General features: G+C 61.7%; 12 protein-coding genes. 1 reads left to right on the top strand and 11 read right to left on the bottom strand.

Going from position 1 to position 18,430, the window contains the following annotated elements:
- Positions 1-3: 3 nt before the first annotated feature.
- From N4Q37_RS10425 to N4Q37_RS10410, 4 genes are all read right to left on the bottom strand, one after another.
- Entirely contained in the window at positions 4-1,650 is a 1,647-nt protein-coding gene (locus tag N4Q37_RS10425; RefSeq protein ID WP_260957627.1) for a hypothetical protein, read from the bottom strand.
- A 161-nt stretch (positions 1,651-1,811) separates the two neighbouring features.
- Positions 1,812-3,062 carry a metallophosphoesterase gene (locus tag N4Q37_RS10420; RefSeq protein ID WP_260957625.1) on the bottom strand — a complete coding sequence of 417 codons (1,251 nt, stop codon included), beginning with the start codon at positions 3,060-3,062 and terminating at the stop codon, positions 1,812-1,814.
- A gap of 27 nt (positions 3,063-3,089) precedes the next feature.
- Entirely contained in the window at positions 3,090-4,958 is a 1,869-nt protein-coding gene (locus tag N4Q37_RS10415; protein ID WP_260957623.1) for a c-type cytochrome, read from the bottom strand.
- An 83-nt stretch (positions 4,959-5,041) separates the two neighbouring features.
- The gene (locus N4Q37_RS10410) at positions 5,042-8,494 is read right to left on the bottom strand and encodes an alpha/beta fold hydrolase (RefSeq protein WP_260957622.1); all 3,453 of its coding nucleotides are present in this window, start codon (positions 8,492-8,494) and stop codon (positions 5,042-5,044) included.
- A 475-nt stretch (positions 8,495-8,969) separates the two neighbouring features.
- Between N4Q37_RS10410 and N4Q37_RS10405 the strand changes: the two genes are divergently transcribed.
- Complete coding sequence (locus N4Q37_RS10405; RefSeq protein WP_260957620.1) at positions 8,970-9,224, top strand: hypothetical protein; 255 nt, start codon at positions 8,970-8,972, stop codon at positions 9,222-9,224.
- A gap of 315 nt (positions 9,225-9,539) precedes the next feature.
- Here the strand turns inward: N4Q37_RS10405 and N4Q37_RS10400 are convergent, their stop codons facing one another.
- From N4Q37_RS10400 to N4Q37_RS10370, 7 genes are all read right to left on the bottom strand, one after another.
- The gene (locus N4Q37_RS10400) at positions 9,540-10,106 is read right to left on the bottom strand and encodes a GNAT family N-acetyltransferase (RefSeq protein WP_260957619.1); all 567 of its coding nucleotides are present in this window, start codon (positions 10,104-10,106) and stop codon (positions 9,540-9,542) included.
- Between the two features lie 233 nt (positions 10,107-10,339).
- Entirely contained in the window at positions 10,340-11,110 is a 771-nt protein-coding gene (gene etfB / locus N4Q37_RS10395) for an electron transfer flavoprotein subunit beta (protein ID WP_260957617.1), read from the bottom strand.
- 15 nt (positions 11,111-11,125) lie between these two features.
- Complete coding sequence (gene etfA / locus N4Q37_RS10390) at positions 11,126-12,346, bottom strand: electron transfer flavoprotein subunit alpha (RefSeq protein WP_260957615.1); 1,221 nt, start codon at positions 12,344-12,346, stop codon at positions 11,126-11,128.
- On the bottom strand, positions 12,346-14,292 hold the full coding sequence (gene dgcB, locus N4Q37_RS10385; protein ID WP_260957613.1) for a dimethylglycine demethylation protein DgcB: 1,947 nt from the start codon (positions 14,290-14,292) through the stop codon (positions 12,346-12,348). The genes etfA and dgcB overlap by 1 nt, the downstream gene beginning before the upstream one ends.
- Before the next feature lie 169 nt (positions 14,293-14,461).
- Positions 14,462-16,522 carry a dimethylglycine demethylation protein DgcA gene (dgcA, locus tag N4Q37_RS10380; RefSeq protein WP_260957611.1) on the bottom strand — a complete coding sequence of 687 codons (2,061 nt, stop codon included), beginning with the start codon at positions 16,520-16,522 and terminating at the stop codon, positions 14,462-14,464.
- A gap of 15 nt (positions 16,523-16,537) precedes the next feature.
- Complete coding sequence (locus N4Q37_RS10375; protein WP_260957609.1) at positions 16,538-17,068, bottom strand: DUF5943 domain-containing protein; 531 nt, start codon at positions 17,066-17,068, stop codon at positions 16,538-16,540.
- A gap of 212 nt (positions 17,069-17,280) precedes the next feature.
- Positions 17,281-18,258, bottom strand: a complete 978-nt coding sequence (locus tag N4Q37_RS10370; RefSeq protein WP_260957607.1) for a dipeptidase — start codon at positions 18,256-18,258, stop codon at positions 17,281-17,283.
- Between the last annotated feature and the right edge of the window lie 172 nt (positions 18,259-18,430).

Genomic DNA, 18,430 nt, shown 5'->3' with positions numbered 1-18,430 from the left:
TGCTCAGGGCAATTGAATGTCCATGCTCGAAACCTTGCCATCCAACTGACCCGCATCAGCGTGCGAGATAATTTTCCATGAGCCTTCATCATGGCTGCGCTCGAAGCTGTCGATGATGACGGGCTGGGTGATATCACTCACTATCTCCACCCGGGCGAAACCCTGGTCTTCTTTCTGGTCGCGATTGCCATACACACTGAAACGGGTACCGGCCCGGGCACTGAGGATTTTCGCGGACCGGGCTTCATCATTGCTGCAACCCTCCCCGAAATTGAACCGGGTGTCGGGAGCCAGGCTTACCGTGCAGACGATACTCTGGCTGGCCCCATTACCCTCATACAACACCACCTTCCCATCGGAAAAATCATCCGGCGTACGGCCCTCCGTAATCCGCGATACCTTGCCGTCCAGGCCGTTATTGCGAACATAGGCCAGCTTGTAGTCTGCGTTATCGTCATTGCGCTCGAAAGTGCCGATCACCACCGACTCGTCAATACCGATATCGCGTTTTACATCGATATAGGCATGGTCATCCTTCAGGTTGCCATCGGGCGAATCATAAATGCTGATTCGCGTTCCTGCCTTTACGCCGCGTAACCGCATGGACCGGGCCTCATCGTTCCCACAACCCTGGGCCGGCAAGCTGAGGTCGTAATCATGACCGACCGCAAGAACGCAGAGCGTGTCACCGTCAGGGGCCGCGTCATTTTTTTCGTAGAAGTACAGGCCACCCTGGGTCAACGCCGCCGCATAGGAAAATCCATCGCCCGCCTGGTTGAACTCGATCGCCAGGTAATTGGGAGCGGTACGCTTGCCTAACGCACTTGCACAGTGACTGTCGACCCGTCGCTCAAGCTCAGTCAGGTTGTTATCCAGACCACCCGCATGTTCGGCCGTCGCTCCATTGGGGTGAAACTGATTCATCACGAACAATCTCGGCCATTGGACAAACCCCGATGCCGCCACCGTTGACCTGTAGGAACCCCAGCGGGATAGGCAACTCCAATCATGTTTGCGCGTGTTTTCCCCAAGCTCCCAGGTGTTCTGGCTTTCCCATTGACTGTCCTCCAGCACATTGATGGTTTTTCCATCGACCTCATACTGACCGGCTCGGTTGTCAGAGAGGATGACCAGACGTTTGCCCTGGCTGATCATTTGCTGCAGCGTCGGCCAGCCCGCAGAGTTCCTGTAAACCTCTGGATCGAAAACCATGTCCGCAAGGCCGGGCACGCGACCGAAAGCATGGGCCAGGCTCTCCCTGTCGACATGACTCTGGAGCAACAGCGTCACCACCGCATCGGCGTTGCTGCGCAAGTAGGGCAGGAACACCCTATTCAACGCATCGGCAAATTTGATGTCGGCCCGTATATCGCAGGAGGCGGTATCTTGCGCATCGCACAGGTAGACATCCGAACCACCGGTCAGGTTGCCCGGGCGCAGGTCCAGCCTGAAGCCACGCGTACCTCGCTCAAGCTGGGAACGCATGTCATCCCGATAGCCATGATGCGCCGTGACCCACGCATATTCGTTGAACGGCTTGCTCAAATCCGTGATCCCCGGTGCCGTTTCAGCCGCGCGGGCGAGGTTGGCAACGCCGATCTGAACACCCAGGAGACTCAAAAAACATACAGCCTTTTTAAAATGAATCATTCCAATCTTCCGTGATATGACTGCGACAACTCCATTGAAGTCGGACCGTCACCATACGGAAAACCGGGCCTGATACAGGCCCGAAGATCTTTACTCGATATTTAGGCTCTGTACGATGTGCCCCGAAAGAGCACATCGAATCCCTCCGAGAACATCCGCCTTCATCCCCTGACCGAAGACCACCGCACCGACCCATCCTCCCCGTAGAACGTCTCGACAATCGCCTCCCCGCGCAGTTGCACCTTCACATAACCATTCAACACCCGCTCCGGATACGCCGAGTCCCCGGCCAGTTGCGTCTCCGACCACAGCACCCGCGCATGCCCGTTCAACTCGCTGGTGGTGCCATAGGGGATCGCCCCGTGTCCGGCACAGCGGGCGTGCAACCCGCCCTGGGGCGCGTAGCAGATGCCGTTGTGCAGATGGCCCCAGTACCAGTAGTCCGGCTCACGCCCCAGCGCATCGCAGACCGGTTGGTAAATCGCGGTCTTGTTGTGCCCGCTGATGTCGAAGCCCTGGTGATGACTGAGCACCATCAGCTTCTTGCGTTTGGGCAGGGTTTTCATCCACTCGATCTGTGGCGCATTGAGGGCACCGTCCATGTACAGGTTCATCACATCGGAGGCATAGGCGGTGTCCAGACCGACCACCAGCCAGTCGTCGTTGTACAGGGCAAAATAGCTGGTGCCTTGTTGCACCGGAAAACGCTTGGCCAGTTCCTTGAAATAGCCATGCGCGCCGCTGTACATCTCGTGGTTGGAGTTGAGAGTGAAGGCGCCATGCTTGCCTTGGGGCCAACCGGCCATGTCGACGTCTTCCTGGGATTGGGTTCCGGCGTAATACACGTCGCCCAGATGAATGGTGAAATCGGCCTGGGCCAGTTGCATCTGGTTGGCCACGGCCACCGCCGGCGCATGGCTGTCGAACGGCCCGGTGCCCCAGTCGCCGGCAATCGCCAGCACCACGTCGCTGTCCATTTTCACCAGCGCCGGGTTGGTGGCGAATTTCGCGTGGTGGCGCAGGTTTTCGATCCACTTGAGCAGCGCCTCGCTCCACAGCAGATCCAACAGCTCCCATTTACGACAGCCCAGCAAGGTGCCGTCCTTGAGCACCCGGGTCGGCAGCTCCTCCTCGGTTTGTGGCAACGGGCTGGCGTTGCCGATTTTCAGGATCGACAGGCCATGGGCCAACTCCCACGGCACGGCCGGCTCGTCGTCTGGCAGGTCGCCGTGGTCGATCACGTGCCGCGCCTGGTCGTGACCGCGCTGCAACAGCTTGACGATGGCCTCGAACTCCTCGGGCTCCAGGTCGTTGACCAGTTTTTTCCAGGACATTTCCAGCCGCGTGACCAACCCGTGGAGGCGGACCTTGACCTTGTCGAACTCATGTTCCCAATGCTGCAGTAATGACATGTGAACGCTCCTTCGCAGTGCCCTGGATCACAGGGTTTTCATGAATTCGATCAGGGCCCGTTTATCGACATCCGACAGCTGTGTGCCATACAGGTGGCCACCGTTGTGGTTGCCCTCCAGGCGGGTGTCGTATTTGAAGTCCGCCGAGGCCTTCATCTGCGCGCCACGGGTGACGAAGCCGACTTTCTCCTGGTCGTAGATATCCGAGCCGGTATAGAACACTTGCGGGCGCAACTCAGGCGGTTGCAACAGATCCCACAGGGTCGGCACCGAACCGTTGTGCAGGTACGGCGCACGCAGCCAGATGCCGTCGGTGGGGGTGTTGCTGTAGCTCTGGGTCTTGCGGTAGGCGCCAAAGTCGAACGGCGGTTTCTTGAAGCCGTGGAACGCCGTCACCAGGCCGGTGGTGAAGGAATCCAGCCGATGGGGGTCGGTGCCCAACTGGTCGATGTTGGTGGTGACCTGGCCGGTGTCGGTGCGCCCGAAATCATGGCAACCGGCGCAGTTCTTCTCCCAGATCGGCTTGCCCTGGGCGACTTTCGCCTGATCCAGTGCAAACGGCCAGGCCGGCGCCTTGTGCCCCAGCAGCCAGTTGGTCACCCGGTTGAAACTCGGCGGCAACACCGACTGCGGCGTCGCACCCACGGCCATGGCCGCGGCGTAGTTACGCTCATGGATCTTATTGTTATTGCCGTCCCAGTGCAGGTACATCGACTCGCGGGGTTTCTGGTTCCAGACCTGCGGCAGATCCACGGTGCCGATGGTGGAATCATCCGGGAAGCCGAACACCACCATTTTGGTCGGGTTGAAGGTGTCGGTCCGCCCGGGGCCCTGGGCTGGCCGCAGTTTCTGCCAGGCATAGGCCTGTTTCTGCTTGAGCAGCGCGCTCTTGGCCATCGGGATGATCAGGTAACGGTTGTAGAGCTTTTCGAAAAAACCGAGCTGGAACTTGCTATTGATCGCGGCCATCACCGCGTCGGGGGTGAATTTCGGATCGCTGGCGCAATCGTAGGCGAACCACTGGAAGGCTTGCAGCTGTAAAGTATTGGCCGGCGCCGAGGCGACCGGGATCGCGACGTCCGTGGCGTTGGCCCGGTAGGAGCCGGTATGGCACAGGGCACAATTGGGCTCCACGGTCGGGTAGCCGAGCTGCCGCTTGGCCATGCCGATGGGCAGGTCTTTGCCGTTCTCATAAAGGAAGCCGAACACCTCGTAGCCGCCCGGCTTGGGCAGTTTTTCCGGGCACATCTGCGGCAGCACGGCGAACAGGTAGTACGGGATCCGCGCCTCGATGCCCAGGCCAATGGCAGCGTACTTGTAATGGTCTTCATCGGAAGCGAAGTCCGGTTGCGGCACCTCCCTGATCATCTGGTACCAGGTCTGGTAGCCGATGAACCCCAGCAGCAACACCACCACCAGCGTACCGAGCCGGAAACCGCGGCTCTGCCAATGCCGCGCCCACGCTTCGCGCCACGCTCGACAACCGGCACAGAGCAAGGCCACCGGGCGATTCTCCGCTGGGCTGCCCAGGTACAACAGGATGCCCAGCAGCACGAACATGGTCAGGTCGCCCAGCAGCATCGGCTCGAACAACTGGCCCTGGTTATTGGTATTGATCAGGTAGATCCAGAACACCACCGCCACCAGTCGGGACAGCACGCACAACCAGGAATTGACCACGAAACGCGGCGCGTTGAACCCCGAGGGCATGTAGAACAGGCTGATGCCCACCAGCAACATGCCGGTGTTTTCGAGCCAGGGATTGGACAACACGGGTGGCAGGCCGAGCATGGACGTCAGCAACGCCGGCGCGAACAGCGCCGGGATCGCAAAGACCATGTTCATGACAATCCCGACCCAGATGATGCGTTGGAACCAGCGGATGTAAGTATTCATAAGCATCCTTTTCCTTATTCTTGCCCCAGAGCGACGCCGTCGTGGCGAGGGAGCTTGCTCCCTCGCCACGGGTTCGGCGCTAATCAACCCAGCGCCGTCTTCTCCAGGTGTTCAAGGATGATCGGATACACATCCACCGCCGCATTCTTGCCAAAGATGCAGTCGATGTGGCCGTAGCCCGGTATTTCATGGCGGCTGAACAACTGCGGGCCATGCATGTCGCACAGTCGCTCGTAGGTCTTGAGGGTGCTTTGCGGCAGGTAGCACTGGTTCTCGGCGCCGCTGATGAAGCAGATCGGCAACTTCAGCCGGTCGAAATGCGGCATGTAGACGTCGTTGCCCTTGAAGTCCACCAGATGCCCCTTGCGCACGATCAGCGCCAGATGCTCGAAGGTGTGCATGTTCGACTCGCCGAACAGTTCATGCAGGTTGTCGTGCAGGGTTTCGTTGAGGGTGTCGTGGCGGTACAGCGAGGCGTACATGAAGGTGATGCGGTGGCAGACCGGGTTGGTGCAGTAGCCCTGGGCCTCGATCCGGGCATAGCCATTGAGGGCCTTGTCGTAGAGCTTGTTGAACCAGTTTTCCTTGGTGTCGGCGTAGGCGGTCAGCGACTTGATGCCGATGGCGTCGAGCATCCCCGGCAGGTGCAGGCCGGCCTTCAGGCCCGTGGCGGTGGCAACCACCGTATCGGCGGCGATCTGCGAGCAGACCACCGAACGCACCCCTTGCAACCCGGCCAGCAGCGACATGAAGAACGTCGTCGCGCCGTAGCAATGCACCACGCATTGCACGTCACGGGCCAGCGTCGCCTGCTGGATCTGCTCGATGGCCGCCTTGAAGTCGTACTGGGCTACCTGGTCACCGTTCCACTCGCGCTTGCTGGCGGGCAACAGGATGCTCACCCGCAAGTCCAGCAGCCAGACGTCGTAATCGTGCTTGCACAGGTACTCCAGCAGGTTGGTGTGGATGGTGTCGGTGGAGAAGATGTTCGAACCCACGCCCAGGCCATGGACCAGCATCACCGGGCCTTTATTGCCCGCCTGGTAGCGGGTCAGGCGCAGTTGGACGTTGTCCTCGGTCTGGAAGAAATGCACGACCGGCGCCGGCGCATCCAGTGGCCGTTTCAACCGGGGCGGCGCATCGGGGTTGAAATACACATCGCCGGCAAACACCCCGCCGTAGCTTTCCCACAAGATCCCGGCAAAGAACTTGCCGAACCGCGCCAATGCCTCCACCCGTTCGCGCTCGTTGCGGGCGTTGAGCACCTTCATGGTGGTCATCTGCTTGGCGAAGTCGGCCGGCTGGATATGCATCACGCCTGAGCCGAGCACCGCACCGCTCTTGTCCGGCCCGTGATAGAGCGTGACGTACAAGGTGCTGGTGTCGTGCCAGACATTCAGCACGCCGTTGTCCTCGGGCACGGTCTTGAACGCGCTGAAGTAATAGTCCGTGCCGTCTTCGGCGGTCAGCTTCATGTCGTAGTTCATGTGCCGCACATCGACCTGTTCCTGGTACTGCTCGAACAGGTTGAACACGCCATTGCTGGCCACCAGGGGCTTGGGCGAAAGCATCGGCGCGTCGAGGGTGCCCACCAGGGTCGCGGCGTGTTCCGGTTCCTTGATCAGGCGGTTGAGGTCGGCGGCGGTGATGGTCAGCGTGAACTCGATGGGCGAGTTGTCTGCCTTGCCGCGCTTGGCCGCCGTTTCGTAGACCGTCAGGTCGGTGCCCTGGGGCTGGGTGAAGGCGGTGGAAAAGTAGCCTTTCATGGTTTCGGTGAACTGCACGCCGAGGGTCGGCGCCGCCACCGGTTTACGCGGTGCGGAAGGCAACGTGTAGTCGATGATCCAGCCCCGGTCAGCCGCCAGCAGGCCCATGTTGCGCTCGCTCACCGCCGAGATGGTCAACAGCGGGTTGACCGCCAGGGACGTGGGGATCACCGCGCCGTCCGCCACGTACAGGCCCGGATGCACATCGGTGCCGCTGGTACCGCTGAACACTTGGCCCTTGTGGTTGACCACGCCTTGGCCCGCGTCTTCGCCCATCACGCAACCGCCCAGCGGATGGACCGAAACGATGCTGTGCTTGAGCAGCTTGGTCCAGATCGGGTTCTCGACCCAGATCCCGCCCAGGGCCTTGGTGCTCTGGTGCAGGCGCTCGTTGCCAAGGGTGACGTTTTCCTGTTCGCCCACACCCGGCCAGTCGATGCGCAACTGGTCCTTATTGTCGAGCACCATGCGCCCCTTGGCGTCGTCATGGCTCATGATCAGGTAGGTCTGCATGTTGTGCAGCGCGCCGTGGTACGGGCCGCGCAGGAAGCTCTCGGCCTCCCGGGCCTTGTACTTGACCCCGGCGCCGAAACCGGTGTCGGTGGGCACGCCGATCATTTCGGCGAATGCCGCCATGCTCGGCACCATGGGGCGGCCGAGGGCACCGGGGATGGAGCCTTCTTCGATAACCATGCGGCTGCGCCAGTCGCCCTCGGTGCGCATGTCGATGATCGAGGTGATGCACGGCCCTACCGCCTCCAGCTCCTTGGCCGAATGGGCACCGAAGCCAATGCCGTTGATGACCTGGTCGCAGTTGTGGCCGAACCCGAGGATGTCGCCGTTGCCGCTCATGTGCTCGCCCAGTTGGCTGGACATCGACAGGCCCTTGTCGCGGGAACGCAACATGATCTCGGTGGTGCCCAGGGTACCGGCGGAGACGACCACGATGTCGGCCCGCACGAACAGCGTCGGCGCCGAAAACAGCTCGCGACCGCTGTCCAGGTACTGGAAGTGGACGATCCAGCCATTGCCGTCGCGTTCCAGGTGCCGCACCTCGGCCTGGCAGAAAATCTCCGCGCCATGGTTCCAGGCATCCGGCAGGTAATTCATCAGCGTGGTGTTCTTGGCTTTGTTGTTACAGCCCGAGACGCAATCGCCACAGCCGTTGCAAGGCAGTTGCTCGACGCCGACGTGGTTGAGGTTATTGGGCAACTTGTCGAAGGTCACGTTGATCGGCGGCTTGTAAAAATGCGCGCTCTGCTTGAGGTAATCGGCGGATTTCTTGTGGGCATCGAGCTTGGGCAGGTTCGGCTGCGAAGCCGGATACGGGTTGGGCTTGAGCATCTCCCGGGCCCGCGCGTAACCGTCCTTGAGCAGCGTGTCGCGGTGTTCGCGCACCGCTTGTGGCCAGCGCGGATCCTCGAACACGCCCGGCTCCGGCTCCAGCGACACATTGGCGTTGATCAACGACGTACCACCCAGGCCACAACCGACCACCACGTTCTGCTGGGCGTTGACGTGCAGGTCAAACAGCCCGGTACGCGAACCGATGTGACCGTCCGGGTCATGCACCTGCAACTCCTCGGTGGCGGCCAGCATGGTGTTGGGGTATTCGCCGGGCTGCATCTCCCGGCCACGTTCCAGCAGGCACACCTTGCGCCCGGCCCGGGACAGGCGCGAAGCGGCAATACCGCCGCCGTAGCCGGAACCGATGACGATCACGTCGTAGTGTTCCTTGATTTCACTGATGGGGGTCGAGATCCGTGTCATGTCCAAGTCCTCTCAAGGCAGATGGGCAACTCTGCGGTTGCCTGCAAGTCAGGCGCACGAACGCCTGGCCACTCTCCGGTACAGAGGCGAGCGGCAGTCAGCGGTTTACTAGGGGAATCAGGTCTTACAGCGGGCTATAGACGCGCACGCTGGTTGACGGCACGACGGTGAGTGCGCCGGGGCAACGAAACAGGGGGCGTCGGGACGCCTATCACAGGGCCTATTACAAGAGAAGTGGGGTAGGCCTTGGGGCCCTGGCTATCCATCATGCGTTCTCCCTGAACCAGATGTGGATACATTCGCGGTGTCCTTGTGCCATGAGTGAAGACACACGACAGTCCCTCGTCAAGGTAGCTCCTTAGAACTGTATGAAATTTGATCAATCGCGTTTCGAACTATAGCCGGCGCGGGTCGCAGCGTTTGACGAACAAGTTATCCACATGACCGCCCACAGCAAATGGGGACAACTGCGCTTATGGGGCGTCTCGCTGGGCCAAAAAAATCAGAAAAAAACCGCGACTTATTAACAAGTGCGGTCGGCGCAGAGGATTGGTTGTTTTTTGATCAATTCATGGAAAGCCCCGCCTGGCCTGGCTTCCAAGGGAAAACAAACATCTTATCCACAGAAACGCCAACAGTGTTTGGGGGTAATTTGGACGGCTCTGTGGAAAACCGCCGCAATGCCTGGATAAACCTGGGATTGCAGGATCCTTGCGGCGGAAAAACCTGAATTGATCATTTACTGATCAATTGTCTGAAACGCACGATGCATAAGGCTTGCAGCGGAGAGCGAACATCTTATCCACAAAGGCGCCAACAGAGATTGGGGGCAAGTAGCCCCCCGTGTCCGCGTTTATGCACCGGTAAAAGTCCCTAAAAACAGCGAGTTAGGTTGATCAGTTTTTGATCGCAAGCCTGGAGGGCTTGATTGGCGGGGAGTGTGGCGAGGGGCGAACAGGTTATCCACAGAGGCGCGCACAGCGATTGTGGGTAAACCCGCGCCCCAAGGATTTCATCTCAGGGCATCAGAGCCGTTTCCTGACGTTCAAGGCCGATGCATGAGGTACGCCTCTCCTGTCACCCGGATCAGCGGATGCGGGACGACCTGGCAGGTCTTGACGATGGCGAAGCCGTGGCGCTCGTAAAAGCGTCGGGCACCGGTGTTCGCGGCGTAGTCGATCAGGCTCAGGCCGTTGAGCGCCAATTGCTCGGCACGCTGCTGGGCCCGTTCGAGAAAACGCACGCCCAACCCCTTGTTCCGCCAGCCCTCGTGCAGGGCCAGGCTGGAAATGTAGAGCGTGTCGGGCACTTCCATGTCGGCATAGGGAGCCAGGATCGGGTCGGTCACGGGCTCCGCCTCGGGGTCGTGACGCATCACGTAGCTGTGCATCATGCCGATGACCTGCCCATCGGCCTCTGCGATCAGGCAGTTCTGGTAGGAGAAATCGACATTATCCCGGGCATAACGTGCAGCGCCCACGTCGAGGAGATCCTGGCCAGGCTCGGCCAGTTGGCTCCAGATGTAATCCGACGCACCTTCCGAGGAGATTTGGAACAGGCGGGCGATATCACGCGTATCCGTGGGCAAAGCTGAACGAAATTCAACTTCCATCGAGGTGACTCCATTGTCTATCGGGCGACCTTTTTAACGCCAGGTTCGAGGCATAACAACGCGTCAGGCCAGCGCTTTTATCGCCAGATGTTGCGGCAGGTCGGATGGGTTGTCTCTTGAGCGAAGGCTACAAGGGCTTGATGCGTCTGGGTGTACCTGAAACCTTTGTAGGAGCGAGCTTGCTCGCTCCTACAAAGGCCCATTCCCACAGGGGATCGCGTTGATCGCCGGGATCAGCGAACCACCCCTTCCTCGACCAGCAACTTGAGAATCGCCTCGGCACCCGCTTGCGGGCTGAGCCCCTTGAGCACTTGCCCGCCTCCGCCGCTGGCCTTGGCCGTGGCGGCTTTCATGCGGTCGGCGCCGCTCTTGGCCTTGATCACTTTCAAACGCTTGGGCCGTGGCTTGGCCGGTTGCAGGGTGGCCACCGCCAGCAGGGCATCGTCGATCACCTCCACCTCTTCGGCGTGCAAGACACCACGCCGAGCCGGGCCATAGGCGCTTTGCCGAGGCTTCGGCGCAGCGTTATCCACAGTGGCGAGGAACGGCAGGCGCACCTTGAGGCGACGCCGTTGGCCGCGAGGCAAGGCTTGCAGCACCAGGGCCGCACCATCGTTGATGGATTCGACCTGCGCCAATCCCACCACCAGCGGCCAGCCGAGTTTTTCCGCCAGCAGGAACGGCAGCATGCCCGAGCCTTCGCCGGTTTCCGCCTGGCTGCCGGTGAGCACCACTTGGGGGCCCGCGTCGCGCAGGTAATCGGTCAAGGCCGGCAATGCGTCGGCGCCCATGGGGTTTTCCAGCACGTGGAGTTCGTCCAGGCCCATGCCCAGGTAGGCGCGCAGGGCCGGCTCGGCCACATCGCCGGCGTGCAACACTTGCAGGTCCTTGCCGGCCAGTTGCAGGCCCAGCTCCACCGCCCGGGCGTCCTGCTCGGCGCGCCGGGGCCGACCGGAAGTCGGGTGGGCGCCGATGGACACCAGGCTGATCACTTGAGTACTCATGGTTGAATCCTTCGCTTAAGCCGCATCGCGCTTGGCTTCGTTGCGGTAAGCCTCTACCGCCGCGATCAAGGCCTGGAGAATCGCCGAGCCGTCGCCGATCACCGACAGGTCCGCCCGCTTGATCATGTCGCAGCCCGCATCGAGGTTGATCGCCACCACCTTGTCGCAGGCACCGATGCCTTGCAGGTGCTGGATCGCCCCGGAAATCCCGACCGCCACGTAGACCCGCGCCGTGACCCAGGTGCCGGACGCACCGACCTGGCGATCGCGCGACATGAAGCCGTCGTCCACCGCCACCCGCGAGGCGCCTTCGGTGGCGCCCAGGGCCGCGGCGGTCTTGTGGAACAGCTCCCAGTCCTTGACGCCGTTGCCACCGGAGAAAATGAACTCGGCTTCGGCCATCGGGATCGCCCCCGGGTCGACTGCCACCGCGCCGAGGTCTTCGATCCGCGACAGGCTGCGCGCCACGCTTGTGGATAACTCCACCGGCAAGGCTTCGTGACGGGTTTCGCTGACCGGCTCGGCGCATTCGGCCGCCGCCAGGATCAGGCGCGCCAACGGCCGTGCCAAGTCTTGCAGGCCCGCACCGGCGCGACCGATACACTCTTCGCCCTTGACCTGCCAGACCCGCGTGGCCGGGCGTTCGCCCAAGGCCGCGGCAAAACGCCGGCCCAGTTCGCCACCACCGCTGCGGCTGTCAGGCAGCAACCAATGACGTGGGCTGAACTGGTTATCCACAGCCCGCAGGCCCTGGACCCGTTGTTCCGGTGCATAACCGCTGAATTCCTCGCCTTCGAGCACCAACAGACGGTCGACGCCCGCTGTGGCGAAAGCGCTTTCCTTGTGCTCGCCGAAGACCACCGCCAGCACCGCACCGTCCGTGCCAGCCAGCTGATGGGCCAGGCCGAGCAAGTCGCGGTCGTGGCTGCTCAAGCGGCCACCGACCATGTCCGGCACCACGCTGATGTAGAACTTGGGTTGCGGCACCGAATGCAACGGCAGTTGCACTTCAGCGGCGGCGGTGCGCTTGGTCGTACCGCCCTGCTGGGCACCGCTGCGGTCGATCCGCTTGATGCCGTTGGGGCCAATGAAACCTACGCCGTGGACATTCTTGCGGATGATCCCGTTAGGGCCCATCCAGCTGTGCTGCACCGGTTGCATGGCCGCGTGCAGCGGATGCAGGCGGTTACGGGCGATCCACTCGGCGCGAGGGTCGCGGCGGACGATGTCGCTCATTAATGCACCTCCGCAGGTTCACGTTTGGCCGAGGCCGCTTTGCTCGGGGCCGCGTCTTCCAGCAACGCGTCGGCCACCAACTCGGCAATGTCCTTGATCATCGGCCGTGGTTCGACCACGCCTTCGAGCATCGCCGTGCACTGTGGACAACCCACGGCCACCAGCTCGGCACCGGTCTCGCGGATGTCTTCCATGCGCATGTCAGGAATACGCTGCTTGCCCGGGATGTCGGTGATCGGCGCACCGCCGCCACCGCCGCAGCAACGCGAACGGAAACCGGAACGCTGCATCTCCTTGACCTCGATACCCAGCGCACGCAGCACCTGGCGCGGCGCCTCGTATTCGCCGTTGTAGCGGCCCAGGTAGCACGGGTCGTGATAGGTCACGCTGTCGCCCTTGTGCTGGCCGAGGTTCAACGCACCGGCGTCGATGATTTCCGCCAGGTAGGTGCTGTGGTGCTGCACCAGGTAGTTGCCATCGAAGGCGCCATATTCGTTCTTCAGCACATGGAAGCTGTGAGGGTCACAGGTAACGATGCGGTTGAAGCGATACTTGGCCAGGGTCTGGATGTTGCGTTTGGCCAACAGTTGGAACGTTGCCTCGTCGCCCAGGCGCCGGGCCACGTCGCCGCTGTCGCGCTCTTCGAGGCCGAGCACGGCAAAATCGATCTTCGCCGCCTTGAGCACTTTGACGAACGCACGCAGCGTGCGCTGGTTGCGCATGTCGAAGGCGCCGTCGCCGACCCAGAACAGCACGTCGGTGGATTTCTTCTCGCTGAGCAGGCTCAGGTTCAGGTCCGCCGCCCAGTTCATCCGTCCGCCGGGGGCAAAACCGCCAGGGTTGTCGGTGGCGATGAGATTTTCCAAGACCTCGGCGCCCTTGTTCGGGGTGGCGCCTTTTTCCAGGGTCAGGTGGCGACGCATGTCGACGATGGCATCGACGTGCTCGATCATCATCGGGCATTCCTCGACGCAGGCCCGGCAGGTGGTGCAGGACCACAGGGTCTCGGCGTCCACCAGGCCGTTGACGATCGGCTGGTGCGGATTGCCGCCGTGTTCGCCCACAGGCTTGCCTGGGTAAGGGCTACCGGCAAATTTCGCATCAGTGCCGCCGGCCAGGCCGACGACCATGTCCTGGATCAGCTTTTTCGGGTTCAGCGGCTGGCCGGCGGCAAAGGCCGGACAGGCGGCTTCACACTTGCCGCACTGCACGCAGGCGTCGAAGCCGAGCAGTTGGTTCCAGGTGAAATCCTTGGGCTTTTCCACGCCCAGCGGTGCGGCAGGGTCATTCAGGTCCAGCGGCTTGAGGCCCGTGGAGCGGCCACCGCCAAAGCGCTCGGCACGACGGTGCCACGCCAGGTGCAGGGCCCCGGCGAAGGCGTGTTTCATCGGCCCGCCCCAGGTCATGCCGAAGAACAACTCCGACACACCCCACAGCACGCCCACACCGAGGATGGCCACCACCAGCCAGCCACCAAAGTTTTCCGGCAGGATACCGGCCACCGGCAAGGTCACCAGGAAGAACGACGCCGAGAACGCCAGCAGGCTTTTCGGCAGGCGCATCCACGGGCCTTTCGACAGCCGCGAAGGCGGGTTGCGCCGACGCAGGTAGACGAAGATCGCACCGACGAACATCACCGCCGACATCAGCAGCAACGCGTAGCCGAGGAAACGGTTATGCAGGCCGAAACCATGCACCAGGATCGCCAGCACAATGGACGCCACCGCACCGCCGGCCGTGGCGACGTGGGTGTTGGCGATGTATTTGTCCCGCGCCACCACATGGTGCAAATCCACCATGTAGCGCTTGGGCATGGCGAAGAGACCGCCGATCAGGTTGACCTTGGAGGGTCGCCCCCGGCGCCACATGTTCACCCGCCGCAAGGCACCGAGGGCCGCCAGGCCCAGGGCTGCGAACAGCAGGATGGGAAGAAGGGTGTTCAACATGGTGAAGCTCCCAAAGACCTCAGGTCTTGCAGGCACAGAAACCTGGATGTCTTGCTCGATTCCTGTGGGAGCGAGGCTTGCCCGCGATGGGATCGACTCGGTCAGTCAGATGCTCCGTATCGCTGCTATCGCGGGCAAGCCTTGCTCCCACAGGGTTATCCACAAGCCGTTAGAAATCCTTGCACAACCGCAGGGCGTCATAGATGGCGGCGTGTGTATTACGCTGGGCCACGCAGTCGCCGATGCGGAACAGCAGGTAGCCGTCGCCGCTCTGTTCCAGGCATGGCTGCGGCTTGATCGCGAACAGGGCTTCGACGTCGATCTGGCCCTTGTTGCGCGAACCTTCCTTGAGCGCGTAGTAGATTTCTTCGTCCGGACGCACGCCGTTCTCTACCACCACCTGGTCCACCACGCGTTCTTCCTTGGCGCCGGTGTATTCGTTCTCCAGCACCGCCACCAGCTTGTCGCCTTCGCGGTAGACCTTCTCCAGCATCATGTCCCCGGTCATGATCACTTCTTTCGGGTACATGCTGCGGTAGTACGTCGGGAACGAGGTCCCGCCGATGGCCACGCCCGGCTTGATGTCGTCGGTGACGATCTCGACCTGGCTGCCCTTGTCCGCGAGGAAGTCGGCCACCGACATGCCGGTGAACTCGCAGATGGTGTCGTAGACCAGCACGTTCTTGCCCGGTGCAACCTTGCCGTCGAGCACGTCCCAGCTGCTGACCACCAGCCCTTCGGCGGCGCCCCAGTGTTCGTTCTGCTCCAGGTACGGATGCCCGCCGACCGCCAGCACAACCACGTCTGGACGCAGGTCCATGATGGTCGCCGCGTCCGCCGCCACACCCAGGCGCAGGTCGACTTTCAGGCGTGCCAGTTCCAGTTGGAACCAGCGGGTGATACCGGCGATCTGGTCGCGCTGCGGGGCTTTCGCCGCCGTGGTGATCTGCCCGCCGATGAATTCCTTCTTCTCGAACAGGGTCACGTCGTGGCCACGTTCGGCGGCCACGCGAGCGGCTTCCATACCCGCAGGACCGGCACCGACCACCACCACCTTGCGTTTCGGCCCGGTGGATTTTTCGATGATGTGCGGCACGCCCATGTATTCACGGGAGGTCGCGGCGTTCTGGATGCACAACACGTCCAGACCCTGGTACTGACGGTCGATGCAGTAGTTGGCGCCGACGCACTGCTTGATCTGGTCGACCTGGCCCATCTTGATCTTGGCGATCAGGTGCGGGTCGGCGATGTGGGCGCGGGTCATGCCGACCATGTCGACGTAACCGCCCTCCAGGATCCGCGTGGCCTGGTTCGGGTCCTTGATGTTCTGCGCGTGCAGTACCGGAACCTTGACCACTTCCTTGATACCGGCGGCCAGGTGCAGGAACGGCTCCGGTGGATAACTCATGTTCGGGATAACGTTGGCCAGGGTGTTGTGGGTGTCGCAACCCGAACCCACCACGCCGATGAAATCCAACATCCCGGTGTCGTCGTAGTACTTGGCGATTTGCTTCATGTCTTCATGGGACAGGCCGTCCGGGTGGAACTCGTCACCGCAGATGCGCATGCCCACGCAGAAGTCGTCGCCCACTTCGGCGCGCACGGCCTTGAGCACTTCCAGGCCGAATTTCATGCGGCCTTCGAAGGTGCCGCCCCATTCGTCGGTACGCTTGTTGACCCGCGGGCTCCAGAACTGGTCGATCATGTGCTGGTGCACGGCCGACAGCTCGACGCCGTCCAGGCCACCGGCCTTGGCACGACGCGCCGCCTGGGCGTAGTTACCGATCACCCGCCAGATTTCTTCCGGCTCGATGGTCTTGCAGGTGGCGCGGTGTACCGGTTCACGGATGCCGGACGGCGACATCAGGGTCGGCCAGTTGAAACCGTCCCAGCGCGAGCGACGACCCATGTGGGTAATCTGGATCATGATCTTGGCGCCATGCTTGTGCATGGCATCGGCCAGGTTCTGGAAGTGCGGGATGATGCGGTCGGTGGACAGGTTCACCGAGCTCCACCATTCCTGCGGGCTGTCGATGGCCACCACCGACGAACCGCCGCAGATCGCCAGGCCGATACCGCCCTTGGCCTTCTCTTCGTAATACTTCACGTACCGGTCGGTGGTCATCCCGCCGTCAGTGGCATAGACCTCGGCGTGGGCGGTGCTGAGCACGCGGTTGCGGATGGTCAGTTTGCCGATCTGGATCGGCTGGAACATTGCTTCAAAAGCCATGGCGCAATCCTCGACTTACAACGGCTTGGTGATGAAGAGGCCGTCGTCGTGGCCTTCTTCGGAGCCACCATAGACCTGTTCGGCCACGGTGCGGATCGAACTGCCGCGGGCGGCGAGGATCTGATCCATGGCACCCGCGAACCAGCCGGTGAACATATAGTCGACCTTACGCCCGACCTTGCCGTACACATAGACGAATGCCGAGTGCTCGAGCTTGACGCTGCAGGTGCCTTTGTCCAGGTCGATGTCCTGGATCTTGAACAGGCCCCAGCCACGCTGCGACAGACGCTTCATGTAGTGCTCGAACACCGCGACACCTTCCAGGCCATGGCATTCGGCTTCTTTTTCACACCAGTGCCAGGCCGATTTGTAGCCGGCCTTGTAGAGGATCTCGGCGTAGGCCTCGGCGCCCAGCACTTCCTCGATGCCCATGTGGTTGTTGACGAAGAAGTGACGCGGTACGTACAGCATCGGCAGGGCGTCGGAGGTCCAGACACCGGTTTCGCTGTCGACTTCGATAGGCAGTTGGGGGGCGATTTTGGCCATGAAAACTTGACTCCGGAAATTCGTGATCATTACTGAGCGAAGCGTTTGCTTTTGCTCTTATAAAAAAACTGCGTGAATGCCTTTGGAGCCGTAGCGAGCACGTCGAGAGCAAGGAAGGACCGGAGCGACAAGCGAGACAGTACGCATGTACGGCGAGCTTGGCGCGAGGACCTGACGCAGCTATCGGCGAGCGGAGTAGGCTCCAGAGGTATTCACTCGCCCCAGACGTCCTTGAGGACATTGACCCAGTTTTCGCCCATGATCTTGCGCACCACCCGCTCGGAATGGCCGCGCTTGAGCAGCGTCTCGGTGAGGTTCGGGAACTCGCCCACGGTGCGGATGCCCAGCGGGTTGATGATCTTGCCGAAGTTGGTCAGGCGACGGGCGTAGCCCTTGTCGTGGGTCAGCATTTCGAAGAATGCCTGGTCATGACCCTGGGTGAAGTCGGTGCCGATGCCGATGGCGTCTTCGCCGACGATGTTCATGGTGTATTCGATGGCTTCGGCGTAGTCGTCGATGGTCGAGTCGATGCCCTTGGCCAGGAACGGCGCGAACATGGTCACACCGACGAAACCGCCGTGGTCGGCGATGAATTTCAATTCTTCATCGGACTTGTTGCGCGGGTGCTCTTTCAGACCGGAAGGCAGGCAGTGGGAGTAGCACACCGGCTTCTTCGATTCGAGGATGACTTCTTCGGAGGTCTTGGAGCCGACATGGGACAGGTCGCACATGATGCCGACGCGGTTCATCTCGGCGACGATTTCGCGACCGAAACCCGACAGGCCGCCGTCACGCTCGTAGCAACCGGTGCCCACCAGGTTCTGGGTGTTGTAGCACATCTGCACCACACCGACGCCAAGCTGCTTGAAGATCTCGACGTAGCCGAGCTGATCTTCGAAGGCGTGGGCATTCTGGAAGCCGAAGATGATGCCGGTCTTGCCCTGCTTCTTGGCGAGGAGGATGTCGGCGGTGGTTTTCACCGGGATCACCAGGTCGCTGTTCTCGCGGATCAGTTTCTGGCTGGCGGCGATGTTGTTGATCGTGGCCTGGAAGCCCTCCCACACCGACACGGTGCAGTTGGCGGCAGTCAGGCCACCCTTGCGCATGTCTTCGAACAGGTCGCGGTTCCATTTGGCAATGATCAGACCGTCGATAACGATGCTGTCGGCGTGCAATTCGGCTGGGCTCATCAGGCAGTCCCCTTTTGTCAGCGATTCATGCGCCGAATCGTGTGCCGGCGCTTTGGGGCCAGCATATGCCGGAGGGCCGTGGCGACCCGGTGCAAAAACGACAGGGGAATTGCCGAAAGCGTCAATCCGCGACAAAGGGCTACGACAGGCCCACCCTGCCCGTCTGTTCTTT

The sequence above is a fragment of the Pseudomonas citri genome, from assembly GCF_025336485.1.
Taxonomy (GTDB): Bacteria; Pseudomonadota; Gammaproteobacteria; order Pseudomonadales; family Pseudomonadaceae; genus Aquipseudomonas; species Aquipseudomonas citri.
This window is presented reverse-complemented; position numbering and strand designations above follow the sequence as displayed.